This is a genomic window from Acidimicrobiia bacterium, assembly GCA_009694375.1.
Taxonomy (GTDB): Bacteria; Actinomycetota; Acidimicrobiia; order Acidimicrobiales; family VFJN01; genus VFJN01.
In genome coordinates, this window is record SHVB01000007.1 from 94,540 (window position 1) to 119,654 (window position 25,115).

26 protein-coding genes and 1 tRNA gene are annotated in these 25,115 nt (G+C 63.6%); 19 read left to right on the top strand and 8 right to left on the bottom strand.

The genetic code is table 11. The features are described from left to right. The first annotated feature begins 107 nt into the window (after nt 1-107). Together trpB and trpA are read left to right on the top strand one after the other, a co-directional pair. Nucleotides 108-1,274, top strand: coding sequence for a tryptophan synthase subunit beta (gene trpB, locus EXQ71_06590; GenBank protein MSO87174.1), 1,167 nt, complete (start codon nt 108-110; stop codon nt 1,272-1,274). Beyond that, nucleotides 1,267-2,055, top strand: coding sequence for a tryptophan synthase subunit alpha (trpA, locus tag EXQ71_06595; protein ID MSO87175.1), 789 nt, complete (start codon nt 1,267-1,269; stop codon nt 2,053-2,055). The genes trpB and trpA overlap by 8 nt, the downstream gene beginning before the upstream one ends. Nucleotides 2,056-2,069: 14 nt before the next feature. Here trpA and EXQ71_06600 read toward each other — a convergent pair whose 3' ends face one another. Continuing rightward, nucleotides 2,070-2,723: a dienelactone hydrolase family protein gene (locus EXQ71_06600; protein ID MSO87176.1), complete on the bottom strand. Its 654-nt coding sequence runs from the start codon at nt 2,721-2,723 to the stop codon at nt 2,070-2,072. A gap of 35 nt (nt 2,724-2,758) precedes the next feature. Between EXQ71_06600 and EXQ71_06605 the strand changes: the two genes are divergently transcribed. Together EXQ71_06605 and EXQ71_06610 are read left to right on the top strand one after the other, a co-directional pair. Next, nucleotides 2,759-3,076: a hypothetical protein gene (locus tag EXQ71_06605; GenBank protein MSO87177.1), complete on the top strand. Its 318-nt coding sequence runs from the start codon at nt 2,759-2,761 to the stop codon at nt 3,074-3,076. After that, nucleotides 3,076-3,468 carry a globin gene (locus EXQ71_06610; protein MSO87178.1) on the top strand — a complete coding sequence of 131 codons (393 nt, stop codon included), beginning with the start codon at nt 3,076-3,078 and terminating at the stop codon, nt 3,466-3,468. The genes EXQ71_06605 and EXQ71_06610 overlap by 1 nt, the downstream gene beginning before the upstream one ends. Here the strand turns inward: EXQ71_06610 and EXQ71_06615 are convergent. Beyond that, a complete protein-coding gene (locus EXQ71_06615; protein MSO87179.1) occupies nt 3,455-4,372 on the bottom strand; it encodes a sulfite exporter TauE/SafE family protein in 918 nt (305 codons plus the stop codon). The two genes, EXQ71_06610 and EXQ71_06615, sit on opposite strands and share 14 nt — an antisense overlap. Before the next feature lie 114 nt (nt 4,373-4,486). Here EXQ71_06615 and EXQ71_06620 point away from each other — a divergent pair, with 114 nt between their 5' ends. From EXQ71_06620 to EXQ71_06630, 3 genes are read left to right on the top strand one after another with little or no spacing between them, the layout of a single operon-like run. Continuing rightward, complete coding sequence (locus EXQ71_06620) at nt 4,487-4,939, top strand: thioredoxin-dependent thiol peroxidase (protein ID MSO87180.1); 453 nt, start codon at nt 4,487-4,489, stop codon at nt 4,937-4,939. Beyond that, nucleotides 4,857-5,360 carry a 3-hydroxyacyl-ACP dehydratase FabZ gene (gene fabZ / locus EXQ71_06625; protein ID MSO87181.1) on the top strand — a complete coding sequence of 168 codons (504 nt, stop codon included), beginning with the start codon at nt 4,857-4,859 and terminating at the stop codon, nt 5,358-5,360. Before EXQ71_06620 ends, fabZ begins: the two co-directional genes overlap by 83 nt. A 13-nt stretch (nt 5,361-5,373) precedes the next feature. Continuing rightward, nucleotides 5,374-5,892 (top strand): methylated-DNA--[protein]-cysteine S-methyltransferase, encoded by a 519-nt coding sequence (locus tag EXQ71_06630; protein ID MSO87182.1) that lies wholly within the window; start codon nt 5,374-5,376, stop codon nt 5,890-5,892. Between the two features lie 87 nt (nt 5,893-5,979). Here EXQ71_06630 and EXQ71_06635 read toward each other — a convergent pair whose 3' ends face one another. From EXQ71_06635 to fabD, 5 genes are read right to left on the bottom strand one after another with little or no spacing between them, the layout of a single operon-like run. Continuing rightward, nucleotides 5,980-7,152: a beta-ketoacyl-[acyl-carrier-protein] synthase family protein gene (locus tag EXQ71_06635; protein ID MSO87183.1), complete on the bottom strand. Its 1,173-nt coding sequence runs from the start codon at nt 7,150-7,152 to the stop codon at nt 5,980-5,982. A gap of 2 nt (nt 7,153-7,154) precedes the next feature. Then, a complete protein-coding gene (acpP, locus tag EXQ71_06640; GenBank protein ID MSO87184.1) occupies nt 7,155-7,400 on the bottom strand; it encodes an acyl carrier protein in 246 nt (81 codons plus the stop codon). A 39-nt stretch (nt 7,401-7,439) separates the two neighbouring features. Further along, nucleotides 7,440-8,162, bottom strand: a complete 723-nt coding sequence (locus EXQ71_06645; GenBank protein MSO87185.1) for an SDR family oxidoreductase — start codon at nt 8,160-8,162, stop codon at nt 7,440-7,442. Further along, nucleotides 8,159-9,100, bottom strand: a complete 942-nt coding sequence (locus EXQ71_06650) for a ketoacyl-ACP synthase III (protein ID MSO87186.1) — start codon at nt 9,098-9,100, stop codon at nt 8,159-8,161. Before EXQ71_06650 ends, EXQ71_06645 begins: the two co-directional genes overlap by 4 nt. A gap of 43 nt (nt 9,101-9,143) precedes the next feature. Then, entirely contained in the window at nt 9,144-10,313 is a 1,170-nt protein-coding gene (gene fabD, locus EXQ71_06655) for a [acyl-carrier-protein] S-malonyltransferase (GenBank protein MSO87187.1), read from the bottom strand. 141 nt (nt 10,314-10,454) lie between these two features. Here fabD and EXQ71_06660 point away from each other — a divergent pair. The 12 genes from EXQ71_06660 to EXQ71_06715 all read left to right on the top strand — a co-directional run bounded on the left by EXQ71_06660 (nt 10,455) and on the right by EXQ71_06715 (nt 24,842). Beyond that, a tRNA-Leu gene (locus EXQ71_06660) sits at nt 10,455-10,537 on the top strand. A gap of 404 nt (nt 10,538-10,941) precedes the next feature. Then, nucleotides 10,942-11,238, top strand: a complete 297-nt coding sequence (locus EXQ71_06665) for a hypothetical protein (protein MSO87188.1) — start codon at nt 10,942-10,944, stop codon at nt 11,236-11,238. Between the two features lie 21 nt (nt 11,239-11,259). Further along, nucleotides 11,260-11,850 carry a response regulator gene (locus EXQ71_06670; protein ID MSO87189.1) on the top strand — a complete coding sequence of 197 codons (591 nt, stop codon included), beginning with the start codon at nt 11,260-11,262 and terminating at the stop codon, nt 11,848-11,850. Nucleotides 11,851-11,856: 6 nt separating this feature from the next. Continuing rightward, nucleotides 11,857-14,550 carry a DNA polymerase I gene (gene polA / locus EXQ71_06675; protein MSO87190.1) on the top strand — a complete coding sequence of 898 codons (2,694 nt, stop codon included), beginning with the start codon at nt 11,857-11,859 and terminating at the stop codon, nt 14,548-14,550. Nucleotides 14,551-14,747: 197 nt separating this feature from the next. Next, nucleotides 14,748-15,509, top strand: a complete 762-nt coding sequence (locus EXQ71_06680; protein MSO87191.1) for a class I SAM-dependent methyltransferase — start codon at nt 14,748-14,750, stop codon at nt 15,507-15,509. Between the two features lie 188 nt (nt 15,510-15,697). Further along, nucleotides 15,698-16,963 (top strand): 30S ribosomal protein S1, encoded by a 1,266-nt coding sequence (gene rpsA / locus EXQ71_06685; protein MSO87192.1) that lies wholly within the window; start codon nt 15,698-15,700, stop codon nt 16,961-16,963. 119 nt (nt 16,964-17,082) lie between these two features. Further along, nucleotides 17,083-17,895, top strand: coding sequence for a Flp pilus assembly protein CpaB (gene cpaB, locus EXQ71_06690; GenBank protein MSO87193.1), 813 nt, complete (start codon nt 17,083-17,085; stop codon nt 17,893-17,895). A 125-nt stretch (nt 17,896-18,020) separates the two neighbouring features. Continuing rightward, nucleotides 18,021-19,145, top strand: a complete 1,125-nt coding sequence (locus EXQ71_06695) for a hypothetical protein (protein MSO87194.1) — start codon at nt 18,021-18,023, stop codon at nt 19,143-19,145. 20 nt (nt 19,146-19,165) lie between these two features. Then, a complete protein-coding gene (locus tag EXQ71_06700) occupies nt 19,166-20,527 on the top strand; it encodes a CpaF family protein (protein MSO87195.1) in 1,362 nt (453 codons plus the stop codon). Then, the gene (locus EXQ71_06705; protein ID MSO87196.1) at nt 20,527-22,443 is read left to right on the top strand and encodes a VWA domain-containing protein; all 1,917 of its coding nucleotides are present in this window, start codon (nt 20,527-20,529) and stop codon (nt 22,441-22,443) included. The genes EXQ71_06700 and EXQ71_06705 overlap by 1 nt, the downstream gene beginning before the upstream one ends. Before the next feature lie 19 nt (nt 22,444-22,462). Further along, a complete protein-coding gene (locus tag EXQ71_06710; protein ID MSO87197.1) occupies nt 22,463-23,380 on the top strand; it encodes a type II secretion system F family protein in 918 nt (305 codons plus the stop codon). Between the two features lie 37 nt (nt 23,381-23,417). Next, nucleotides 23,418-24,842, top strand: coding sequence for a hypothetical protein (locus EXQ71_06715; GenBank protein MSO87198.1), 1,425 nt, complete (start codon nt 23,418-23,420; stop codon nt 24,840-24,842). A gap of 80 nt (nt 24,843-24,922) precedes the next feature. On the opposite strand, the gene EXQ71_06720 is transcribed toward EXQ71_06715, so the two are convergent. Next, nucleotides 24,923-25,078: a Flp family type IVb pilin gene (locus EXQ71_06720; GenBank protein ID MSO87199.1), complete on the bottom strand. Its 156-nt coding sequence runs from the start codon at nt 25,076-25,078 to the stop codon at nt 24,923-24,925. Between the last annotated feature and the right edge of the window lie 37 nt (nt 25,079-25,115).

A 25,115-nucleotide genomic window follows, 5' to 3' on the forward strand; every position in this document is an offset into this window, starting at 1 on the left:
CGGCCCTCCCCGGATCGGCGCTCCGGGCGGGGTGCGGGGAGGCAATGAACTGGCGCGTAGCGATGCTCTCGGTCGATCCTGGGAGGGTGAGCGACATTGCACCTGTCATGGGAGATCCCGGGACCACCGGTCGGTTTGGCGACTTTGGGGGCCGATACATTCCTGAGACGTTGATTCCGGCCTGTGCGGAACTGGATAGAGCGTTCCGGTCGGCCTGGGTGGATCCCCTGTTCCGGGCTGAACTCGATGGCTTGCTCACCAACTATGCCGGGCGCCCGTCCCTGCTCTACGAAGCGAAGCGGCTTTCGGCGGCGATCGGCTGCACGTTGTTGCTCAAGCGTGAGGATCTCAACCACACCGGCTCGCACAAGATCAACAATGTCCTGGGTCAGGCCTTGCTTGCCCAGCGGATGGGTAAGCCGCGAGTGATCGCGGAGACCGGCGCCGGCCAGCACGGCGTGGCGAGTGCCACCGCGGCGGCGCTCATGGGTTTGGAGTGCGTCGTCTACATGGGCGAGGTGGACATGGAGCGCCAGGCGCTCAATGTGTTTCGCATGCGTCTGCTCGGCGCCGAGGTGCGGCCGGCGCTCTCCGGTAGCCGCACGCTGAAGGATGCCATCAACGAAGCCATGCGTGATTGGGTGGCGAGTGTGGAGACGAGTCACTACTTGCTCGGATCGGTGATGGGCCCGCACCCGTATCCGTGGATGGTGCGCGAGTTGCATCGGGTGATCGGCGACGAAGCTCGCGAACAGTGCCGAGCGCTTCTCGGGCGTGATCCGGACGTCGTGACCGCCTGTGTAGGGGGCGGCTCGAATGCCCTCGGACTGTTCTCTGGTTTTGCCGAACTCCCTGCCGTGGAGATGGTGGGGGTAGAGCCCGATGGGGGCGCGGCGGTAGGTCGGGGTGTCCCGGGGATTGTGCACGGCTCGAAGTCCTACCTACTCCAGGATGAGTACGGGCAGGTGATTGAGGCACAGTCGATCTCGGCCGGTCTGGACTACCCCGGCATCGGTCCGGAGCACGCCCACCTCGATGCCAGTGGGCGGGCTCGGTACGAGAAGGTCACGGACGCAGAGGTACTCAACGCCTTTGCGGTGTTGTCTCGCACCGAGGGGATCATCCCTGCCCTCGAGCCTGCTCATGCCCTGGCCTGGGTGCTACGGGCCAAGGAGGAGTTGGCGGGGAAGGTGGTATTGCTCAACCTGTCGGGCCGGGGCGACAAGGACGTGGCCCAAGTGGCGGAGATTTTGGACCGGGAATCCGATGGCTGAAGTGGTGTCGTTGGAAGCGCATCTGCGCACCCGGCGTGACGACGGCCGAAAACTCCTCGTTCCGTACATCACCGGAGGGCTCGGCCACGACTGGGCGGAGGTGGTGCGGGCTTATGCGGATGCCGGGGCCGACGCGGTGGAGATCGGCATTCCCTTTTCGGATCCGGTCATGGACGGGCCCACGATTCAACAGGCCAGCGAGGTCGCCCTTGATCAGGGCGCCAACCTGCCCGGGATCTTGGAGGAGTTGCGGGGGATCGACGCCGGTGTGCCGCTGGTGGTGATGACCTACGTCAACCTGGTGTTCCATATGGGGTACGCCCGCTTCGCCGCCGAGGCGGTGGCGGCCAATGTGAGTGCGGTGATCCTGCCCGATCTGCCCCTGGAGGAACTGGGGGAGTGGGAGCCCCACGCCGTCGAGGCCGGACTGGCGACGGTACAACTGGCGTCGCCGCTCACCGATGACGCGCGGTTGGCTCGGCTCTGCGCTCGATCACAGGGGTTTGTCTACGGCGTGAATCTGCTCGGGGTGACCGGCGCCCGTCAGGATCTCTCGGAGTCCTCGACCGTGCTCGCCGGGCGCCTCAAGGCCACCACCGATCTTCCCGTCATCATGGGTTTCGGCATCGGCACCGTGTCGCATGCCCGGGCGGCCACCGTGCAAGCCGACGGGGTGATCGTGGCGTCGGCGCTCATGCGTCTCCGTCTTGATGGGGCAGGCCCGGAAGATCTGGGGGCGGCGGTCGCCGAACTGCGCGCCGGCCTCGACGAGCCCCGCTGAGCGACCCGGGGCCCTCAGGGGCGGGGGAGATGGGTGGCGAGGAACGCCAGGGTGCGGTCCCAGGCGAGGGTGGCGGCGGCAAGGTTGTACTCAGGGCGGTCGGACTCGGCGAACCAGTGATCGACACCGGGGTAACGATGGAACTCCACCGAAAGGCCGTCGAGGTGAAGTTCGGCTTCGAGGAGAGCGAGTTCGTCGTCGTCGACGTACGGATCGCTCGTGAGGTAGTGGCCGAGGAAGGCGCTGGTGGCCTCGCCCATGTCGATGTCCTGCCCTCCGTAGTACACCGCGGTTGCCGCCACCGGAGCCGGTACCCGGGCGGCGAGCCACAGGGCCATCGATGCCCCCATCGAGTAGCCCAACAGCCCGACGCTCGCGCCGGTGGTAGCGGGCAGGTCGAGCAAGGTCTGGAGACTGGAGCGGGTGCGGTGAGCGAGTTCATTGGCGTCCACCGATGCCAGGTGGGCTTCGGCCTCGCTGATCGTCTCAGCTACCACGCCGTCAAACAGATCGGGGGCCAGGGCCACGAAACCGGCTTCGGCGAGTTGGTCACACACCGCCCGTACTGCCGGGGTCAGGCCCCACCAGGCGTGGAGAACCAGGACACCTGGTCCCTGATCATCATCGGGTAGCGCGAGGTAGCCGGTACCGGCTCGCCGGGGATCCATGCGGGCACGGTAGCGGCGGCCGATAGATTGACCCCATGCCCGCAGGAGAGAAAGCCGAGGAGTGTGATCTCTGTGAGGCCGCCAAGATCACCCGCTGGTTCCACGAAGACGACGTTTGCTGGATCGCCGAGTGTGAGATCTGCGACACTCCGATGGTGGTCTGGCGCTGGCACGGAATCGACCCCTCGGTGGATGATTTGGCCCACATGCACGCCGAGTTGGCCCGGGTGAGTGCGTCGGTGTTCGACGACCACTACGTAGACGACAACATGCGTAACATCCCCGACCATTACCACGCCCACGCCCGGCCGAGCGGGGGATTCTTCGGTCACGGTCACCGCCGGGACAAGTAATGGCCGCCTCCGAGGTGACGATGTTCGAGGCGGTGGGAGGAGAGGGATTCTTTGTGGATCTGGTGGATCGTTTCTACCAACGGGTGACCTCCGACCTCCTGCTGCGACCGCTCTACCCCGATGATCTCACTGAGCCGAAGCGCCACCTGGTCCTGTTCCTGCAGCAGTACTGGGGCGGACCGGGTACCTACAGCGAGGAGCGTGGGCACCCGCGTCTGCGGGGCCGCCACATGCCCTTCGTCATCGGCGAGGCCGAGAGAGATGCCTGGCTCATCGCCATGACGGCAGCCCTTGACGCGGTGGTTACCGCACGCGGGATCGCTCCCGAACGAGAGGCGGAGATGGTGGAGTATTTCGTGAATGCTGCCGATTTTCTCGTCAACGCTCGCTAACGATTTCTGCGTTGAGGGGGACCACCTCCGCCTCCGCTTGGGCTCGCGCCGACCGCAAAGCTCGCAGTGTGATGGCGGTGGTCAGCAGGCCCAGGCCCAGGCCGGTTCCGGCCGCGATGGCCGTGGGGGCGCCAAGCAACTTGAGGGCAGAGGCCACCAGGACGGCTACCAGGACGGGGCGAAGGGCATGACTGGGGGCACGACTTGAGAGGCGGGCTCCCGCGTACACGCCCGGCACACAGCCGAGGAGAAGTGAGGTTGTGAGGGCCAGTTGGAAGTCGCCGAAGAGGAGATGGCCAATGGCGGCGGAGGCCACGAGGGGTACGGCTTGTACCAGGTCGGTGCCCACGAGGGTTGAGGTTTGGAGTCGGGGGTAGAGCAGCAGCAGCAGCACGATGATCAACGAACCCGAACCCACCGAGGTGAGCCCCACCACGAGACCACCGAGCACTCCTACCGCGATGGTGGGCATGGCTCGCACCAGTACCTGATCGACGGGCACAGATTGCTCCGGTCGTTTGGCCTGGATCAAGGTCTTGATCGTCATAGCGGTGGCGGCCACCAGCAGGGTGGCGCCGAGCAGCGTGCGCAGGCGGGATTCGAGTTCGGCTCCATCGCCGAGGAGTTGCAGCAGGAGCACTCCGATAAAGGCGCTGGGAATGGATCCGATGACGAGGTATTTCACGATGCCGGTGTGCACGGTGCCTCGCCGCAGGTGCACTGAACCGCCGATCGGTTTCATGACCACCGACGCCACAATGTCGCTCGATACGGCGGCGAGCGGGTTGATGTTGAAGAAGAGGATCAGCACGGGCGTCATGAGCGCACCGCCCCCCATCCCGGTGAGTCCCACGGTAAAGCCCACGAGAAGCCCGGCGAGGGAGACGGCCGGGTCGATGGACATAGACGAACATTACCCACAGAAATGGTCGGAAAGGAAGGGAATGTGGCGGGGGCGGGGCGAGTCCTCTCGGTTGGTTCGGATCCCAGCGGTCTTCTCGGGCGCTACGGTCGTCGTATGGCGCTCAACCCTGGTGACAAAGCCCCGGCCATCAAGCTCACTGATCAGTCGGGCCACACGGTGCAATTGAAGGACTACAAGGGCCAGAAGGTGTTCGTCTTCTTCTACCCGAAGGCCGACACGCCGGGATGCACCACCCAGGCGTGCGGGATGCGTGACGTGCTCGACGACATCGGCGAGATCGTCGTGCTCGGGGTCAGTCCGGATCCGCCAGCCAAGCAGGCCAAGTTCGATCAGAAGTACGGGCTCGGCTTCCCGCTGTTATCCGATGAGGACCACGCCCTCGCCGAGGCCTACGGGGTGTGGGGCGAGAAGTCGATGTACGGCAAGAAATACATGGGCATTGTCCGCTCGGCCTTCCTGATCGATGAGACCGGCAAGATCGCTGAGGCATGGCCGAAGGTCAGCCCCAAGGACACGCCGGCCAACCTCCTCAAAACCATTGCCTGAGTTACCTTCGCCAGCGGAGGTGCTGCCCCATGCGGCCCCGTTTCTTTTTGTCGACGAACTGCTGGCGGTAGCGCCGGGCATCTCAGCCACCGGGCGGTGGCACCTCCGCGGCGAGGAGGCATTCTTCGCCGGCCACTTCCCGGGGCGACCCACCTTGCCGGGCGTGCTCATGGTGGAGGCACTGGCTCAGGTGGGGGCAATCGCCGTGCTGCTGGAGCCGCGTTACGCCGGCAAGCTCCCGTTGTTCGGGGGCATCGATGGTGTGCGTTTTCGGCGTCAGGTCCAACCGGGCGAAACACTCGACCTCCACGTCGAGATGGGTCGGCTCTCCGCCCGGGCCGGCAAGGGCCACGGGAGGGCCTCGGTGGATGGCGAGACGGCCTGTGAGGTCGATCTGCTCTTTGTGATCGTCGACGGGTGATGACCGGGCGGCGATGACTGGCGCGAGGGTGCCGGTCATTCACTCCGCCACCGACACCCCCATCGGCCCGCTGCTGGTGGCGGCCACGCCCGTGGGCCTCGTGCGGGTGGCCTTCGCCGGAGAGAGTTGGGACGAGGTACTGGCCGACCTCGCGCGGCGTTTCGGTACCTGCCCCGTCGCCACCGTCGGCGCGCTCGACCAGATCCGATGTCAGTTCGACGAATACTTCGCCGGCCAGCGCCGACGCTTCAGTCTGCCGATCCACTGGTGGGCGTCGCCGGGATTTCGGCGCACGGCGCGCGAGACGCTCTACGCGAAGGTCGATTTCGGCCACACGGTGAGCTATCTCGAGCTCGCCACCATGGCGGGGCGCCCCAAAGCCAGTCGGGCGGTCGGCAGCGCGATGGCCACGAATCCAATCCCGATCGTCGTGCCGTGCCATCGCGTCGTTCGCTCCAGTGGGCACCTCGGCGGGTATCGCGGCGGTCTGTCCGTCAAGGCCCAACTCCTCGAACTCGAAGCCGGTGCCTGACACGCTAATCGCCGGGGCGGGCGAGGTTGGGGGCACTAGCGGTAGGTGGGCGGGGGTGGATGCCCAAGCATCACCGCTGGCGAGGGGTTACGCGGGGGCGAGGATGAGGGTGCCGTTGTGGCCGCCGAAGCCGAAGCTGTTCGACAGCGTGGGGCCGGGGGTCCAGGGCCGGGCATCGCCGAGCACGAGATCGATGGCAGGGAGGTCGGGGTCCACTTCGGTGGTAACCGCAGTAGGTGGGATGAGGCCCCGTCGCATTGATTCCACCACTGCCACCGCCTCAATGGCCCCAGCGGCGCCCAGGGCATGGCCGGTCACGCCCTTGATGGATGTCACCGGCGGTCCCGTCGAGCCGAAGAGCCTGGCCATGGCCTCGGCTTCGGCACCATCGTTCAGCGGGGTCGAAGTGCCGTGGGCGTTTACATGGGCGATGTCGGCGGGGGTGAGGCCGGTAGTGGCGAGCGCGATCTCCATGCACGAGAACGCCCCGCGTCCACCCGGGGCGGGGGCGGTGATGTGGTGGGCGTCGGCGGTAGAAGCCCCGCCGAGTACCTCCCCGAGGATGGTGGCGCCTCGTGCCTCGGCTCTCTCCCAGGCCTCCAAGATGAGTACCGCCGCACCCTCGGCGATCACGAAGCCATCCCGGGTGGCGGAGAACGGCTCGGAGACCTGACGCGACGACATGGCGGTCATGTTGGTAAATCCGGCGATGCCGACCGGGGTCATGGCGGCCTCCGAGGCACCGGCGGCCACCACATCACACCGCCCGGTGGCGATCCACCCGGCCGCGTCAATCAGGGCATGGGTGCCCGCTGCACAAGCGGTACTCACGGTCTGGCACGGCCCCTGCCAACCCCACCGCATCGACACCGTGGCGCTGGGGGCGTTGGGCATCATCATCGGCACCAGGAACGGAGATACCCGGCGGGCGCCCTTTTCGGCGTACAGGAGAATCTGTTCCTCCAGGGTGCCGATGCCACCAATGCCGGTACCGATGAGCACACCGCGCCGCAGTGGATCGCCGTCGATGACGCCAGCCTGAGCGAGGGCCTGCGTAGCGGCCGCCAGGGCCAGTTGGGTGACGCGGTCTGTTCGGCGCGCTTCCTTCGGGTTGTCGAAGATCGCCGAGGCATCGAAGTCGTGCACGCGGCGTTCCCCTGAGGGGGGTGAAGCGTTGAGGCCCTGCCAAAACGCATCCACCCCGGTGCCGCACGAGGACACAACCCCGGTACCGGTAATGGCAACCCGTCGCCGTTCCATTGCTAGGACGCAGCGCTGAGTTTGCCCTCGACCATGGCGAAGGCCTGTCCCACGCTGGTGATGTCTTCCAACTCGCTCTCCTCCACGGTGATGTCGAACTCGTCCTCGATGGCCATGATCAATTCGGCGAGATCGAGGCTGTCGGCGTTGAGGTCATCGGCGAAGTTGGCTTCCTTGGTGACGGCGGCGGCATCAACCGCCAGTACCTCCACCGCCAAGGCCTGGAATCGCTCGAAGGTGTCGCTCATGGTGGGTTTCCTCTACGTAGGGGTGAGTGGGTGGGGGAGTTAGAAGCCCATCCCGAGGCCACCGTCCACGGGGACGACGGCGCCGGTGATGAAGGCGGCGGGGTCGGATGCGAGGAAGCCGACCGTAGCGGCTACTTCCTCGGGCGTGCCGATGCGGCCGACCGGGACAACACCAGCGAGAGCGGCCCGCCTGTCCTCCGGCAGCGTGCGGAGCATGTCGGTGTCGATTGGGCCCGGCGCCACCACGTTGGCGGTGATACCTCGGGGTCCGTACTCGCGGGCGATGGAGCGAGCCAGGCCAATGAGGCCAGCTTTGGATGCCGCGTAGTTGGCCTGCCCGGGGGCACCCACATAGGCACCCACCGACGACAGGATCACGATGCGCCCCCACCGGGCCTTCATCATGCCCGGGAGCACGCGTTTGGTCATGCGCCAGGTGGCCGTGAGGTTCGTGTCGATTACCTCACTGAAGTCGCTCTCCGACATGCGCACCAGGAGCCCGTCGCGAGTGATCCCGGCGTTAGCCACTAGTACCTCAACGGGACCAAGTTGTTCCTCGATCTCGCTCACCGCCGCGTCCACCTGGGCCGGGTCGGTCACGTCGCAGGCCACTGCCGTCAGGCTTGGCTCGTCTACCGCCGTGGACGAGAAGGTGACCGCCACACGATGACCATCGGCCGCGAAGGCGCGGGCGCAGGCGAGACCGATACCGCGGCTGCCACCGGTAACCAGGATGGTGCGAGGGGTCGGCTCGATGGTCATGTGGCCCATTCGATCACGGCGGACGCCCAGGACATGCCCGCGCCGAAACCGGTGAGCAGCACCCGGTCGCCCGGAGCCAATCGACCGGCCTCAGCCGCCATGGACAGGGCCAAGGGAATGGAGGCGGCTGAGGTGTTACCAACGTTGGCGAGATTGTTCATCGTGCGGTCCTCACTGATGCCGAGGCGCGTGCAGGCACTAGTGAGAATACGGGCGTTGGCCTGATGGGGCACGAAGAGCGCAACGTCATCGATACCTAACCCGGCGTGGTGGAGGGCCCGTTGGGCGGACTCCACCATGACGCGTACCGCTTGGCGGAATACCTCCGGGCCCTCCATGCGGATGGTGCCGCCCACCTCGGCGGTCAGGAGGTGACTCATCGACCCGTCGGATCCGAGGTCGAAGCCCAACAGTCCACCGGGGCCTTCGCTGCGCTCGGCCACCACGGCCGCAGCACCATCGCCGAAGAGGATGGCGGTGCCGCGATCGTCCCAATCGACGAGGCGGGACATTGTTTCGGACCCGATGAGCAGGATGCGCCGCAACCCCGCCCGCAGGAACCCGTCGGTGGCGACGAGTCCGTAGACGAATCCGGAGCAGGCAGCGTTGAGGTCAACGGCGCCGCCGCGCACGCCTAGTTCGTGCTGGATGACATTGGCGCTGGCGGGGAGGGCGGCGTCGGGGGTGGAGGTGCACAACACCACCAGGTCGATGGTATCGCCGGTAACCCCGGCGCGGTCCATGGCCACTCGGCCGGCGGCGATGCCCAGTGCGGTGGTGGTGCCGCCAATGCGGCGCTCCCGGATGCCGGTGCGGGACAGGATCCACTCGTTGGTGGTATCGAGCGTGCGCTCAAGGTCGGCATTGGTAATGACCTTGTCGGGCAGGGCGCTGCCCCACCCGATGATTCGCGTGGTGGACGACGGCACGCCCCCCATCATGCTGGATGGCCGGAGCGTGTCGAGGCCGGTTGTTCTGCGATCATGCAGTGCGCAGCCAGGCCACCGGTTGGCTGCGGGTGAGCCGCTCCCCGGTTACGGCCAGAAGACCTTTGACGGTGCCGTGGAACGGCGAGCGAATCTCGTGGCCCGCCACATGTCCGATGATGCGCCCTCGCTCGATGTGCTGACCTTCGGCTAGGTCCGACGCGGGCACGAACAGGCCGGCCGTGGGGCTGACCACCAGCCGTTCGGATGCGAAGAGGTGCTCGCCGCCGTGATGGTCGAGGTCGTCGCGGGCGGCCGCTGAGGCCACGATGGCGTTGAGGTCACCGGGTTCCGTGGTGGTGATGGCGGTTCCCGCGCTCGCCGATCGCTTGGCGAGGCCGGTTAGTACCGAGCCGGGGCCGAGTTCCACGAAGGTGGTGATGCCATCGGCCACCATGCGTTGCATGGTTTGGCGCCAGAGCACCGGGGCGGTGAGTTGCGCTTCCAGAAGGTCGGCCCACTGATCGGCGTGCTGATGGGGGAGGCCGTCCACGTTGGCGATGACCGGTACTTCGGCATTGGCGAAGGGCGTGTTGTCCAGGGCGGCCCGGAGTCGATCGGCGGCGGGTGCCATGAAAGGAGTGTGAAAGGCACCGCCCACGCTCAATAGCAGCACTTTGCGGGCCCCCATCTCCTTGGCGAGGGCGCTGGCGCTGGCGATGGCGTCGGCGTCGCCCGAGATAACGACCTGGCCAGCGCCGTTTGTGTTCGCCACCCACACATCACCCGCGACGCGGGCGCAGGCTTCGGCCACTACGTCATCGTCGGCCCCCAGAACCGCGGCCATGGTGCCCGGGCGGGCATCGGCCGCCGATTGCATGGCGGTCGCCCGGGCCGCCACAAGGCGTACCCCATCAGTGAGGGAAAGCGCCCCCACGGCGGTGAGGGCGGAGTATTCGCCGAGACTGTGTCCCGCCACCACCGCGGTGCGCACGCCAAGCGCTCGCACAGCATCGTGGATGACGAGGCTCAGCACGTAGGTGGAGAGTTGGGCATTTTCGGTCCGGCGGAGTTCGTCAGCGTCGGCGTCAAGGAGCAGAGCGGCGACGTCGCGGCCGCTGGCTTCGGAGGCGAGGGCGACGAGAGACCACGACGGGTGGTCGATCCAGGATCGGCCCATACCGGGCTTTTGGGAACCTTGGCCGGGGAAGATGAAAGCGAGCATTGGTGGTCTGACTGTGTGAAGGCCGCTGGCGTTTCACAATGGGAGGAAGTTCCCGTCGGGTAATGCCATGCCCGGTCGTGAAGATGTGATCAGGGTCACGGTGCGGATGCTGCGAGGACGGGAGGTACGCTCTGCGCCCACGCCCGGATGGTGGAATGGCATACACGGCGCACTCAAACTGCGCTGCCCGTAAGGGCTTGCGGGTTCAAATCCCGCTCCGGGCACGCAGGTAGGGCGAGCGACCCCCCGGGGGAAGCCTTGCGGTCAGCGACGGATGGGCCGTCCGAGGACACCTGCAGCGTCCATGGGCCGGTAGGCCAGGGTTGCTCTCCCGGCGGCCCCGTCCCTTGCGTTAGCGGTCTCGCGGCGGGCAAGGGCTGATGGACCCTCGAGGTGGGTGGATTAGAGGCGGATCACCGGAGGAGGTCGTCGTGGAAAACGTGCACCAGATAGGCCGGATCGAGGGTGTGAATGGTGATCGGACCGCCACCACCGGCCGAGGTGGCACCGTGGCTGCGCGCCGCCAGCGTGGCGGTGATGGGCTCGATCCTGCGGGCATTCCCAACCATGCCGTGCCCACAGGATGCCAGATCAGGGCGCGGGCTCAGCGAGGGGTACGATCGAAGGGATGTCTAAGTCTTTGGTGGAGCGGCGCCTATCGGAACTGAGTACGCGTCTGCGTCAGCTTCGAGAGGAACTGGCCGTGTCGGAGGAGCAACAGGGGCCGCTGATCGAGGCCGTCGACGAGGCGCGCCTCCGGTCGTTGGTTTCCGAGACACCCCTGGCGGACCGCGAGCATCACGATGCCCGACGCCACGCCGAGGCCATGCAACGGCATTGCAACGATCTGGTGGAGCAGATCGCCCGCCTTGAACAGCAGCAGGACGAGCTCCTCGACCGGCTGCTGGCCGAGATGAAGCCCTAGGAAACCGCCCGCTATGAAAGGATCCCGCTCGTGAAGACCCGCGTCGTCATCGCCGAAGACGAAGCCATCATTCGGCTTGATTTGAGGGAGACTCTGGAAGAAGAGGGCTACGAAGTGGTGGGCGAAACGGGTCGTGGTGATGAAGCCGTTGAGCTCGTTCGGGATCTCGCCCCCGATGTCGCCATTTTAGATATCAAGATGCCGGGGCTCGATGGCCTAGAAGCGGCGCGCGCCATCAGTGCCGAACGCCGGGCTGCGGTGCTCATTCTCACGGCTTTCTCACAACGCGATTTGATCGAGAAGGCTCGTGATGCCGGCGCGCTGGCCTACCTCGTGAAGCCGTTTCAGCGATCGGAACTCATCCCCGCCGTGGAGGTGGCGCTGGGTCGTTTTCGGGAGATCCAGGCCCTGTTCGACCAAAACGCCAGCCTCGAAGATCAACTCGAGACCCGAAAGGTGGTGGATCGGGCCAAGGGATTACTGATGGATCAGCACGGACTGAGCGAGTCCAACGCGTTCTCCTGGATTCAGAAGCGGGCCATGCAGGACCGTCGGCCGATGCGGGCCGTTGCCGACGACGTGCTTGTCGGCGACTTGTCGCCGGAGGGTTAGGCCTCGTTGGCAGGGCGATCCGTCCTCCTGATCGACGGCAACTCGCTTACCTATCGCGCCTTCTACGCGCTCCCCACTGATCTGTCCACGGCATCAGGTCAGGTGATCAACGCGGTCTTTGGGTTCACTTCGATGCTTGTGAATCTGCTGCGCGACCATCATCCCGACGCCGTCGTGGTGGCCTTCGATCTTCCGCAGCCCACCTTCCGACACCAGCGGCTCCCGAGTTACAAAGCGAATCGTGAGGCTGCCCCCGACATTCTGCGACAGCAGATGGGCCTCGTTCGCGAGGTTGTGCAATGCCTCGGGATTCCCATCGCGGAGGTGGTCGGGTTTGAGGCCGACGATGTCATCGCCACTCTCGCTACCGAGGCGCGTGACGCCGGCGACAACGTGCTTGTGGTCACCGGTGATCGGGATAGTTACCAACTGGTGGAGGATCCACACATCCGCGTGCTCTACAACAAGCGCGGTGTGTCGGACTACGCTCTGTACGACGAGGCCGGTATTGCGGAGCGCACCGGAGTGCCGCCCAGGCTCTATCCGCAGTACGCCGCGTTGCGGGGCGACCCATCCGACAACCTCCCTGGTGTACCCGGAGTGGGGGAGAAGACCGCCGCCAAGTTGATCATGGCCTATGGCGGTCTCGATGGGATCTTCCAACACCTTGATGAGCAGACGCCGAAGCTGCGGGAGAACCTCGCTACTCACGAGGCGCAGGCTCGCCAGAACCTGGAGATGATGATCCTCGTGCGGGATGTGGCGCTCGATGTCGCCTTGGTCGATGTCGCCTTCGACCCGGCGGCCATCAACGTGGACGAGGTGCGTCGTCTTTTCGAGTTCCTCGAGTTCGCCACGCTGTTCGACCGCCTGGCCGGGGCACTCGACACCAACCTGGGGCCTCCCACCGCCGAATCGATGGTGCTCGAGGCGGTGGTGGAAATCCCCGCTACCTCCGGGGCGGCTGCGGTGGCGTTGGCCGCGCTGGCGCAGGAGGCGACGCCGTTGGCGGTGGCGGGGGCGTGGGCCGGCGAAGACAGCCACGACGATCTGGAGGGACTGGCCCTCGTGCGCGACGGGGCATCCCGAGCCGTGCTCTGGCTGCCGGCCGCCTATCACGATGACATCGCAGTAGCCGATGCGCTCGCCGCCCTGGTGGGCCGGGGCGGTCGTCCCATCGCGGCGCATCAGGCCAAGCGCCTGGTGCGCGCGCTGGCTCGAACCGGCATTGAGGTTCGGAGCCTGGTCATCGACACGGCGCTGGCGGCCTACCTCCTCGATCCGGCGGAGAGCCGCTACCTCCTGGAGGAATTGGTGGTTCGCTATGCCGGGGCCCGCATCCCCGAAGGCGATGCCGCGGCCGTGGGTGAATTGGACCTCGGTGGCTCGTCCACCCCGACCCCGATCGTGGCGGCGCGGCGGGCGCTGGCGGTAGACGCTCTGATAGCCCCGTTGTTCGGTGCCATCGATGCCCAAGGTCTTCGGTCGCTGCACGACGACATCGAGGTACCGCTGGTGGGCGTGCTCGCCCGCATGGAAGACATTGGCGTGGGGGTTGATCGCGGCGAACTGCAACGCCTGCGCGACCAGCTGGTCGTTGATGTTGAACTGCATCGGGAGGCCATCGTGAAGGCCGCCGGCCACGACTTCAACGTGAACTCAACACTGCAGCTTCGTCAGGTCCTCTTTGACGAACTCGGACTGGCCCCCCAGAAAAAGACCAAGACCGGTTTTTCGACCGACGCGGCCAGCCTGGAAAAACTGCTTGGACAACACCCGATTATCGAGCACCTCCTGGCCTATCGAGAGGTGGAGAAGTTGCGGTCTACCTACGGTGAGGGCCTCTTAGCGGAGGTGGGGCGCGACGGACGTATCCACGCCACCTTCAATCAGACCGTGGCCCGCACCGGGCGGCTGTCTTCGGACCGGCCCAATCTGCACAACATTCCGGTGAGGTCCGAACTGGGTCGGGAGTTTCGCCGGGCGTTCGTTCCGGCGGAGGGTTATGAACTGTTGGTGGCGGACTACAGCCAGATTGAGTTGCGGTGCATCGCTCATCTGGCACAGGACCCAGGACTGATCGAGAGTTTCGAGTCTGGTCGTGACATTCATACCGAAATGGCGTCGCGTATTTTTAGCGTGACGGCCAGCGAGGTCACCCTAGAGATGCGTTCGAAGGCCAAGATGGTCTCCTACGGGCTGGCGTATGGCATGGAAGCTTACGGGCTTGGACAACGCCTGAACATCCCCACCGCGGAGGCGGTGGTCATCCTGGAGGCCTTTTTCAGCGCCTTCCCGGCCGTGCAGGATTATATGGAGCACACCGTCGCCGAGGCCCGACAGCGGGGGTATACCGAAACGCTCTTCGGTCGCCGCCGTCAGATCCCAGAGTTGGCTTCATCGAACGCTCGGATACGTCAGGCGGGAGAGCGTCAGGCCATGAATGCTGGGATCCAGGGTTTAGCGGCGGATATTTTCAAAGTAGCGCTGGTGCGACTGGACGAGCGTCTCGTGGGCGAGGGGCTGGGCAGTCGGCTGATCTTGCAGGTGCACGATGAGGTGCTCCTTGAGGTGCGACCGCCGGCGGTGGAGACTGTGACCGAGTTTGTCGTATCGGTTATGGCGAGCGCAGCCGACCTCACGGTGCCCCTGGAGGTACACCTCTCGGTGGGTGCAAGTTGGGCCGAAGCCAAAGGTTGACGTCTTGTCTGGACAGGGAGGGTACGAATGGCAAGGAGCAAAATAAGGCTCAAAGAACCCGGGATGAGTTGGTGGGCCTTCTGGTTGATTCTCGTCATCGTCATCTATTGCCTATTCTCGCTGGCCGTGGCGCTGGGCACGAGCGATGCTTGTGGATACCGCACCCGGCAGTGGGTGTTTATGCCGCCCGGGTGGCATTGCCAGATAGATCGGACCCAGGGCTACACCACGTGACGGCACCGGACCACTGGTTCGAGCCGCTGGCCGATCATCTCGGCGCCGCGTATCTGCGTTACTCCTTCACGAAGGGCACCAGCCAGGAAGTGGAGTTTCTGGTGGATGTGCTCGATCTCGAGCCGGGCATGCGGGTGCTCGACGTGGGGTGTGGCCCGGGCCGTCATGCCCATGCCCTGGCGGCTCGGGGGATCGAGGTGGTGGGTGTCGATATCAGCCAGCGATTCGTGGACATCGCCATAGCGGCCGAAATGCCCGGCGCCACCTTCCGGCGGGCTGATGGCCGATCGCTGACCTTTGTGGCCGAGTTCGACGCCGCCATCTCGTTATGCCAGGGCGCCTTTGGCCTCACCGGAGGACCGGGGGCTCCCCTCGACGGGGATGGGGCGGTCCTCAACGGGATGGCTCGGGCGCTGCGTCCGGGGGGTCGGCTAGCGGTTTCCGCCTTCTCGGCGTATTTCCAGGTCCGATTTCTGGAGGAGAGCGACACCTTCGACGCGGCGGCGGGGGTCAATCATGAGTGGACGGAGGTGCGGGATGAACAGGGTCGGGCGGTGGAAGTTGAGCTCTGGACAACCTGTTTCACTCCCCGGGAACTTCGGCTACTGGCCTCGGCGAATGGTCTGCGAGTGGAGCACATGTGGTCGGTTGCCCCTGGTGCCTACGCCCGTTCGGAGGTCTCCGTGGATGCCCCCGAGCTGCTCTTGGTGGCCGCTCGGCCGTGACCCGACGGGCGGTGCAGGTGTACGATACGACGTCCGCTTGGGTATCCGCTCAGCGTCCGTTGCGATCCCTTATTCCCTCATCCTGAAGGCCCCCTACATTGTCCGACGACACCCTTACCTACGAGCCCAGCCCGGAAGCGACCGACGCTCCTCCCACCTTCGGCACCTTTGCCGAGGACGGCACCTACATCCCGCGTGAGATCGCCTTCGACGACCTCGGCGGCGCCTTCGGGGACGCCATCGACGGCACCCTCGTATCAGTGGAGGATGGCCAACTCGTAGAAGGCACCGTGGTCAAGGTGGACCGGGACGAGGTCCTGCTGGATATCGGCTACAAGTCCGAGGGAGTGATCCCCAGCCGCGAGTTGTCGATTCGCAACGACGTCGACCCACACGAAATCGTGGCGCTGGGCGACAAGATCGAGGCGCTCGTTCTCACCAAGGAGGACAAGGAGGGTCGCCTCGTCTTGTCTAAGAAGAGGGCCCAGTACGAGCGGGCCTGGGGAGATATCGAGCGCGTCAAGGAAGAAGATGGCGTCGTCACCGGTCCGGTTATTGAGGTCGTGAAGGGTGGCCTGATCGTCGACATCGGACTACGCGGCTTCCTCCCCGCCTCTCTCGTGGAGCTCCGTCGGGTGCGGGACCTGCAGCCTTACATCGGGAAGATGGTCGAAGCGAAGATCATCGAACTCGACAAGAACCGCAACAACGTCGTCCTGTCTCGACGGGGGTGGCTGGAGGAGACCCAGAAGGAGCAACGCGAAGACTTCTTGGCCAATCTGAAGCCGGGTGAGGTGCGTGATGGCGTCGTATCCAGCGTCGTGAACTTCGGTGCGTTCGTCGACCTGGGAGGTATGGACGGCCTGATCCATGTATCTGAACTTTCATGGAAGCACGTGGACCACCCCGGTTCGGTCGTTGCGGTCGGCGACGAGGTGAGCGTCCAGGTACTTGAGGTCGATCTCGAGCGTGAACGGATCAGCCTGTCCCTCAAGGCCACGCAGCAGGATCCATGGCAGGAGTTCGCCACATCCCATCAGGCCGGGGAACTCGTGTACGGCCGGGTCACCAAGTTGGTGCCCTTCGGCTCCTTTGTGCAGGTGGGGGAAGGGATCGAAGGCCTCGTGCACATCTCAGAGATGTCGGCTCATCACGTGGAACTGCCGGAGCAGGTCGTGACTCCCGGCGAGGAGCTGTGGGTCAAGATCATCGATCTGGACCTCCAGCGTCGCCGCATCAGCCTCTCGATCAAGCAGGCCGCGGAGGGCGGCGTGGTGGCGGCGGAGTACCAGGATCATTTTGGGGAACAGATGTACGACAGCGAAGGCAACTACGTCGGCCCCGCCATCGAGCACTCCGAGGAAGCTGAGGCGGCCTGGGCCGAGTATTTTGTGGATTCCGCCGCGCCGACCGAGGCTGCGTCGGTGGTCGAAGTTGACGACGTCTCGGAGTAGTTTTGCGGGTAGCCTTCCGATGAGCAGACGCCGTGACGTCAATGCATCCTGATGTAGTGTTCAAGGTGCGGGTAACCTACGCCCGATACTGCAACTGACCGCAGCGAAAGAAGGAATGCGTGGGTTCTCGACGGACTTTGATTCTGATAGTGGCGGTTGTGGTGGGGCTCTTGTCGGCCTTTGCCCTCTACACTTACGTCGGCGGTATTGAAGACAACGCCAACCGCAATGTTGAGCGAGTCGAGATGTTCAAGATCGTTCAGGACATTCCTAAAGGAACCTTTGGCGACGAAGCCTTTGCCCAGGGTCTCATTGAACAGGACATCATCTCCAAGGAGTACCTCCCGGCTACGGCCATCACCGATCCGCGTCAGATCGAGGGCTTGGTGGCCATCTCAGACTTGCCTGCCAATGCGATTGTGGTCGGAAATAATTTTGTGTCCCAGGCCGAATCTCTCTCGTCGTTCTCGAGTCTTCTGAAGAACAACGAAGTGGCCATCACGATATCGGTCGATCAGGTTCATGGAGTGGCGGCACTACTCGTGCCCGGTGACTTCGTGAACATGCTGGTGAACTCGGACCTCCAAGGTGCCGCATCCGTCTACTCCCGGCCGGCCCGCTTCCTCTACCAGAAGATTCAGATTCTCGCCGTGGGTCAGGACCGTAAACTTGAGCCCGGTGAGACTGCCGTTACCACTCCGGACGGATCTCCTGTGGCGACCGGGATTTCCTCGGGCCTGATTACCTTCGCAGTGCCTGCCGAGGCTGCCCAACGCATAGCCTCAGTGGCCGGATCGGACTTCTACCTCACATTGGTCCCCAAGGATTATCAGCCCACTCCTCTTCCGCCTCTTGACACCGCGGCGCCATTACCGGGCGAGGCTCCCGGTCAGGTGACGCCCTATGGCCCCGAAGGGCGTCCGCCCTCCTAGTGTTTCCTCCGGCGGAATCCCGACTCACACGACAGCTTCGAAGGACCGCTGACATCGCTACGAACCCGCTCCATCAGGTACCTCTCATCGTTCTTGAGGCTGACCCCTCGGCTCGCTCCCTGCTCATGGGTCAACTTACGGGTCCCGCGGAGTCTTTGGCATCAGTTCAGGAACTCACCTTGAGCACCGATGGTGGGCCATTGGTGTTGTTGCTCGGTCCCTCCTTTGCCAGCACAGAAGGGATTGGTCAGATCCTGCCGTTCCTGACTGATCACCCGGAGGTGGCCGCGATCCTCGTCACGGACGAGCTGTCTACCGAACTGCTCCAGGTAGCCCTGCGATCAGGCGTGAAAGACGTACTGGCTGCGCCGGTGACCATCGATCAACTGATGGCGGCGGTGGTGAGGGTTTCGGAAACACTGGGTTCGGCTTCGCTCGTCCGGGATCAGGCCCGTGGCGCCGACCAGGAGCGGGGTGGGATTTCCGCCAGCGATGGACTGGAGGGCGACCGGGCCAAGGTTCTCACCGTGTTCTCCACCAAGGGTGGCGCAGGGAAGTCGGTGCTGGCCGTCAATCTGGCCACGGTGCTGGCCCGACGCAGCGATAAACCAGTCGTGTTGGTTGATGCAGACCTACAGTTCGGCGATATCGCCGTCATGCTTAGTTTGGCCCCCCACCACACGATCGTGGATGCCGTCGGGTCCCTCGATCGACTCGATGCCGAGCTCCTCCAGCAGTACCTGCTGCGCCACCAGCCCTCGGGATTGCTGATTCTTCCGGCCCCGCTGGAGCCATCCTTCGCCGAACAGATCACGGCGGAAGAGATCATGCAGATCGTGGCCATCTTGCGCACGTTCTGCTCCTTTGTGGTTATCGATACCCCCGCCTACTTCAATGAGGTGGTTCTTGCCATTATCGAAGATAGTGACGAAATCCTCCTGATGGCCGGGATGGATATTCCGAATATCAAGAACGTCAAGATCGGCCTCCAGACCCTGCGGCTGCTCAACTTGCCAATGGAGAAGGTCCACCTCGTACTGAATCGGGCGAACTCAAAGGTCAAGCTCGACGTGAGCGAGGTCGAAAAGACCCTTCAGATCAAGGCCGAAGCGCTTATCCCCAGCGATGTGGTTGTACCTCAATCGGTGAACAAAGGCACTCCAGTAGTCATTGATGCGCCAAGGTCGGGAGTGGCGAAGTCGATTGAACAGCTTGCCAGGATGTTCTTGTCGGACGGTCGTCGACGTTAGGTCTGAGGAGGAAAGGGACCATGAGCCTTTACAAACGCTTACATCAGGTAGATCCGGAGGCGGCCTCATCGGAGCCCACTCGGCGCGACCCAGTGCTGGACGAACTCCGCCAGAGGATCCACCACCATCTCATCGAGGAACTAGGTCCCGTTCTCTACGACAAGCGCCTCTCTGAAGACGAGTTGCGTCGCCGAGTCCACGAGCAACTCCAGGCGGCGATGGCCCTTGAGCGCTCACCGATGTCGGCTGCCGACAAGGCGAAACTGATCCAAGATGTGTCCGATGACATCCTCGGTTACGGGCCGATCGACCGCCTTCTGAAAGACGAAGAGGTCACCGAGGTCATGGTCAACGGTCCGTATTCGGTGTACGTCGAACGGTCCGGGCGGATCGAGAAGACCAAAGCCGGTTTTGTGGATGAGCCCCATCTTCGACGGATCATCGATAAAATCGTGAGCCAGGTTGGGCGGCGTATCGACGAATCAACTCCGATGGTGGACGCTCGTCTCCCGGATGGCTCCCGAGTCAACGCGGTGATCCATCCATTGGCCATCGGGGGTCCCTTTCTTACGATTCGCAAGTTCGCCGCGGACCCCTATCAGATCGATGATCTGATCCGTTTCGGCACGCTGAACGCGCAATCCGCCCGTTTTCTCCAGGCCTGTGTAGTGGGCCGTCTCAACGTCATCGTGTCGGGCGGTACGGGCACCGGCAAGACCACCACCCTCAACGTGCTGTCCTCCTTTATCCCCACCGATGAACGCATCGTGACGATTGAGGATGCCAAGGAGCTGCAACTCCACCAGGATCACGTGTTGGCAATGGAAGCCAGGCCGCCGAACATCGAGGGCAAGGGTGTCGTGGCGATCCGTGACCTAGTGCGGAATGCGTTGCGGATGCGTCCCGACCGAGTGGTCGTGGGCGAGTGTCGTGGCGGCGAGGCGTTGGACATGCTTCAGGCCATGAATACGGGACACGACGGCTCAATCACGACCATTCACTCCAACAGCCCACGGGATACGTTGTCTCGGATCGAGACGATGACCCTCATGGCGGGATTCGATCTTCCCATTCGTGCCATTCGTGAACAGATGGCATCCGCTCTTGATCTCATCGTGCACCTCACTCGACTGCGCGATGGCACTCGTCGGATTACCCACGTGACAGAGGTCCAGGGAATGGAGGGAGACGTGATCACCCTTCAGGACGTGTTCCTTTTTGATTTTGGTATGGGCATCGACGAGCACGGTCGATTCAATGGTCATTTGAAGGCTACCGGTGTGCGGCCGAAGTTCACGGAGAAGTTGGCTGATTTGGGGATTCGACTCGGACCGGAAGTTTTTCAACCAGAGGCCTTTGCCCGCCGGGCCGGGGGCGTTTGATGCGAAAAGTTGCCTTGGCTCTTCTCGCGGTAGTTGCTCTCGCCTCCATAACGTCGGCAGGGATGGCATCGGCCCAGGATCCCATCACGTTGGAAGTCCGCCAGGTGGATGCCACCGGCAACGGCCAGGTCAAGGTCACCTTCGCCTACAGCGGGGACCGCGAGGATGTGGGGGGTTTGGTGGTTCGCCAGGCTGGCGAGGTTGTCGACTCCAGCGAGGCGGTTCCGCTCGAAGACCAGCAGGCGCTCGGAATCGTGCTCCTGATCGATGCGTCACAGTCCATGGCGGACGACGCCCTGATCGAGCGGGTGAAAGAAGCGGCCCGCGCCTTCGTTGACGAAAAGGCGGCCACGGATCAGATCGCAGTGGTGTCCTTCAACTCCGCCATACGTGTCGAACAGGATTTTACGACTGACAAGGAATTGCTGACGTCCGCCATAGAGAAGATCTCGCTCGGGCCTACCACCGTCCTGTACGACGCGCTCGTGCGTTCGGGGGAACTCTTCGGAGATCGTGAGCTCCAACGTAACGTCGTGGTGTTTTCCGATGGGGGGGATGCCGGCTCGGTTGCGACGGAATCGGAGGCGCTCGGTGCACTGGAAGAGGCCGATGCGGCCCTCTTTGCGATCGGGGTAGCTAACCCAGGGTTTGAGAGCCTGTCCGCCATGTCCCGTGAAACTGGCGGCAGCCAGAGCACGGCTCGGGATGCGGGCTCGGTTGGCGCCGTATTCGAGGATGTTCAGTCCACCCTGCGGAAGCAATACGTGGTTGATTTTCCCGCAGTTGAGACCCGCGGTGTGGTGCCGATCACGCTGACCATTGGCTCGACGCAGACATCAGCCGAGTACGTTTCCGGCTCAATAGAGGCCGGATCAAGTGGTTTGCGACCCCAGGTGGTGGCCGCGCCTGGCGGCCCCGCGTTTTTCCGAGGTCAACTGGGGCTCACGTTAGGGGTTGCGTTTGCCTTGATTGCCGGTGTGTTGTTGATCTACACCGTTGGCAACATCTTCTTTTCGGGCGACAAGTCCTTGACGGACGCGCTCCTCCCGTATTCAGGGGATTACGTTCCGCCCAGCGACGACACCGAGGACGAGGGCAAACGTCCTTCGTTGGTCACAACCCAAGTGCTCAAGCGTGCCGTCTCCGCCACCGAAAATCTTGCGAGACGTCAAGGGTTGCTCGCTACGGTGGAGCGTCGACTTGAGCAGGCCAATCTTCCGCTGCGAGCGGCCGAGGCGCTCTTTTTCTACGGCGCAGTCATTGTGATCTTCGGAATTGGTGCAGTGGTACTGCTGGGCGGGTTTACCGGCCTGTTCTTAGCCTTGTTCGTAGCTTTGGCACCTATCGCGCTTCTCTTTCGGCTGGCCACGAAACGACAGAAAGCCTTCAACGCTCAACTCCCCGACACGCTGCAATTGATGGCGAGCACTCTGCGAGCTGGCTACTCCCTCATGCAGGGCATCGAGGCCGTCTCACAGGAAGTATCCGAACCGATGGGACGAGAACTCCGCCGGGTGGTGACCGAGGCCCGGCTTGGCCGGCCGCTGGAAGAGTGCCTCGATGGGGTGGCGAAGCGCACCGGTTCAGGCGACTTTGCGTGGGCCACGATGGCCATCCGGATTCAGCGTGAGGTCGGCGGCAACCTAGCTGAGTTGCTGGTAACGGTCGGGGAGACGATGACCGAACGGGAGCGACTCAGGCGGGATGTGAATGCGTTGGTGGCGGAGGGTAAAATGAGCGCCTATGTCCTGGTTGCGTTGCCCTTTGGCGTGGGCATCTTTATCTGGATCTCGAACCCTTCATACATCGCCCCGCTCTTTGAGGAGACACTCGGAAACATGTTGGTGGGCGGTGGGCTCCTGTTAATGCTCGTGGGCGGCATCTGGATGAAAAAGATCATCCAGATCGACATCTGATGCTACTGAATCTGCGAGGGTGCGCATGTTGATCATCGGAATCGTGGGCATCGGGGCCTGTCTCGGCCTGATTCTTTATGTTGTCGGAAGCCAAGCGGAGGAGAAGGCATCTATCCGGGCTTCGCTGCGGCAGTTGGGTGACTACGAGATTGAGTCGGTTCGAGAGCGTGAACTGCTCGATTCCCTGCCAAATCGAGCTTTCGCTCCAATCTTTAGCGGACTATCCGCCATCGGTAAACGATGGACGCCTCTCGGGTATGCCGACACTATTCGGCAGAAACTTATTTCCGCTGGTACCCCCGAGCCTCAGGCATTCGACCGATTCCAGGCTGTACGAGTGCTTACCGTCGCGCTCGCTCCGCTTGTTGGCTACTCGGTCTATGTCAAGATGCCGGTCGGGGGTCTGCCTCGGTTGGCGGCTACCTTGGTCGTTGTCGCTGGCCTCATCATGGGCCCCGATAATTCGCTCAACCGCAAAATTGCGAAGCGTCAGTACGAAATCCGTCGGCGGCTCCCTGATGTGATGGATCTCCTGGTGATCAGTGTTGAGGCTGGCCTCGGCTTCGAGCAAGCCCTCGACCGCACGGTGGCGTCTGTACCGGGCGCCCTCACCAATGAGTTTGCCCGAATGTTGGGGGAAGTACGGGCTGGCGCCACCCGTTCTGATGCGATGCGAGCGATGGAGGCTCGTATCAACCTGCCGGAGATTCGCTCCTTCGTCCTCGCCATCATCCAGGCCGACACCTTCGGAGTGTCGATCGGCCGGGTGCTGCGGTCTCAGGCCGACGAGATGCGGGTCAAACGGCGCCAGCTGGCTCAGGAGCGAGCCCAAAAAGCGCCCGTGAAGATGCTCATTCCGATGGTTTTCTGCATTTTTCCAGCCCTGTTCGTGGTTGTCATCGGTCCCGCGTTCTTGAATCTTTCAAAGACCCTCTGAGGCCTGAGCCTTGGATGTTGAGCCCCAGCATCGGGGAATGATTTGGCGCTTCACTCATCCTTCGATCGGCGGAGCGGTCGGGGTGGCGTTGGTGAGTGTCGGGGGGGCGTCCATCGGACTGCGTTCCTTGGCGGACAACTCGTTTATGACCCATTTGGCTACCGGGCGCATCATCCTTGCTTCTGGCTCGGTCCCGGTGTCGGACCCGTATACCTTTACCGCAGCGGGTGAGCCCTGGGTTGTGCAAAGTTGGCTTGCCTCGCTGCTCTACGCCAGCGTCGAGCGTATCGGCGGCTTAGGTGGGGTGCGCCTGTTGATGGGGTTAGTGGCCGCAGTCCTTATCGGATTGGTGTGGCATCTCTTGCGCCCCGCCGGGGGATTGTTGGCACGACTTTTGGTTGGGGCTCTCATGGTGACAGTCGGAGCGGGACTGTGGACCGAGCGACCATACATGTTGGGCCTGATTGCCTTTGGGCTGGTGGTGCTGGCCGCCGAGGGGCGCCTCAATCCGATGTGGCTTGCTCCTCTGGGGTGGTTGTGGGCGAATACGCACGGTTCCTACCCGCTCGGCATGGTGTACCTGCTGGTGGCGGCGGTAGGGACTCGTCTGGATGGTGAGACCCCGGCGGTGGAGTTGCGCTGCCTGCGCTGGCTCGTCCCGGGCCTCTTGCTCGGTGCGGTCGGCCCGCTGGGGCCAGGCGTGTTGTTGTTCCCCTTCACGCTGCTGAGTAGTCAGGATCTGCTCTCCCATGTGATTGAGTGGCAAGCCCCGCGCTTCGTGAGCCTTCACGACCGAGCTTTTCTGCTCCAGGTCCTACTGGCAATCGTGCTCCTTGTGCGCCGCCCGCGCTATCGCAGTGCTCTGATTACTGCGGTTTTTACGGTGACGGCGTTAACCGCTTCGCGGAACCTCGCCGTGGCGTCCCTAGCCCTAGCCCCATCGATGGCATTGGGTTTGGCTGGCCTGGGGGGAATCAATTCCGAGGACCGTACCTGGGCGGCCCGTTTGACAAGTCTCGGTGGTGTGGCCCTGGCTGGGATGGTCGTTCTTGTTCGTCTAGCCCAGCCCACCATGGACTTCGCTGCCATGCCGGTGGATGCATTGGCCTATCTGGAGCGAAACGAGATCGATCTATCGGAGCATCGAATGGCAGCTCCAGACATCGTTGGCAACTTCCTAGAGTTCGTGTACGGCCCGGGTAGACGGGTGTTTTCTGACGATCGCTATGACATGTTCCCGGCCGAGGCTTCAGAGGCGGCGATATCATTCTTCCAAGTGAGTCCTGATGTGCTCAGTAGACTTGAGACGTACGACATCGAACTGGCGGCGATACCACGTTCGAGCCCCCTCGCTCTGGTAGTCACAGCAGATGCCCGGTGGCGAATCCTGTTTCAGGACGACAACTGGCTATTGGCATGCCGGCGAGGAGTCAGCCTCGCCGGATCCGTCGATACCTGTTAGTCGAGTAAACCGGAAATCGGGGGGGCACGCGAAATAGGGCCGGGCTGCTGCCCGGCCCTATTTGGCGTGCGTCGAGTGGGTCAGTTGAGGCTCGACCCGGCGGAATTGAATTTGCCGTTGGAGTTAGTACCGATGGTGGTAATGGCGACGATGCAGACCACGGCGATGAGGGCGACGAGCAGGGCGTACTCCACCATGGCTGCGCCACGGTCGCTGTCGGAGAACCGGGCTCGCATCCAGGTGGCGAGGAATTCGTAGGTGGTAATCATGAGT